We start from the raw sequence: 1,331 nt of genomic DNA, 5'->3' as shown, positions 1-1,331 counted from the left end.
TGGCGCCTTTGAGGCGGCGTCCTTCGTTCGTCGTACGGGCTCGTTCCTCACCCTCCCTCCTCCTCAGGACACCGCCGTGCCACGAGCGGGGACAGGGCGAAGGGGAGGTCCGGAAGAGTCACGGGGCTCCTGGCGCGGGTGGCGGTGGGGGAGCTAATAAGGTGGCTGCATGCCGCGTTTCCGTTCGATTCTCGATGAGATGGCCGCTTATCGGCCGGGTAAGGCCGTGGTCTCCGCCGACGGCCGCTCGTTCAAGCTCTCGTCCAACGAGTCCCCCTACGAGCCGCTGCCGTCGGTGGTGGAGGCGATCGCGGCGGCGGCCGCCGAGATCCACCGCTATCCCGACCCTGCCTGCGTCCGGCTCACCGAGGCTCTGGCGGAGCGCTACGGCGTGCCTCCCGAGCACATCGCGCTGGGCGCGGGTTCGGTGACCGTCGCCCAGCAGCTCTTCGAGACGGTGAGCGAGCCCGGCGCCGAGGTGATCTACGCGTGGCGCTCCTTCGAGGCCTACCCGCTGCTCGCCGACCTCGCGGGTGCGACGTCCGTGCGGGTGCCGCTGGTGGACGAGACGCACGACCTCACGGCGATGGCCGCGGCGATCACACCTGAGACGCGCATGATCTTCGTGTGCAACCCGAACAACCCGACCGGTACGGTCAACCGCGCCGCCGAGCTCACCGCCTTCCTCGACCGGGTGCCGCAGGACGTGCTCGTCATCCTGGACGAGGCCTACCGCGAGTACGTGCGCGACGCGGACGTGCCCGACGGCCTGAGCCTGTACGCCGACCGGCCGAACGTCGCGGTCCTGCGCACCTTCTCCAAGGCGTACGGCCTGGCCGGTCTGCGGGTCGGCTATCTCATCGGCCATGAGCCGGTCGCGGCCGCCGTACGCAAGACCATGGTGCCGTTCGCGGTCAACAGCCTCGCCCAGGCGGCGGCCGTCGCGTCGCTGGCAGCCGAGGACGAGCTGCTCGAACGCGTCGAGACGGTCGTCAAGGAGCGCACGCGCGTCCGTGACGCCCTGCTGGAGCAGGGCTGGGAGGTCCCTTCCACCGAGGCGAACTTCGTCTGGCTGCGGCTGGGTGAGCGCACGCTGGAGTTCGCCGGCGGGTGCGCCACCGTCGGCTGCGCGGTCCGCCCGTTCGCCGGTGAGGGCGCCCGCGTCTCCATCGGCTCTCCGGAGGCCAACGACACCTTCCTGGCCGCCGCGGCCGCCTTCCGCGCTTCCTTCTGACGTGCCCGCCTCCTGACGGTGGTGTCAGACATCCCTGGACGTTGAATGTCAAGCGGCGAGGTCGTGGTTGCGGTGTGACCATGCGGTTGCCTGGTCG

Annotated in this window: 1 protein-coding gene; it reads left to right on the top strand. The window is 70.4% G+C overall.

What is annotated here, in order from left to right:
- The first annotated feature begins 169 nt into the window (after nt 1–169).
- Complete coding sequence (hisC, locus tag IEY93_RS07560; RefSeq protein ID WP_189162258.1) at nt 170–1,234, top strand: histidinol-phosphate transaminase; 1,065 nt, start codon at nt 170–172, stop codon at nt 1,232–1,234.
- Nucleotides 1,235–1,331 lie beyond the last annotated feature (97 nt).

Source organism: Sphaerisporangium melleum, assembly GCF_014646695.1.
Taxonomy (GTDB): domain Bacteria; phylum Actinomycetota; class Actinomycetes; order Streptosporangiales; family Streptosporangiaceae; genus Sphaerisporangium; species Sphaerisporangium melleum.
The sequence above is the reverse complement of the archived record's forward strand: the minus strand, read 5'-3'. Positions and strand labels throughout refer to the sequence as shown.

What these genes read in the sequence shown, in the direction of transcription:
- hisC (WP_189162258.1), top strand. Translation starts at nt 170, where the DNA reads ATGCCGCGTTTCCGTTCGATTCTCGATGAGATGGCCGCTTATCGGCCG.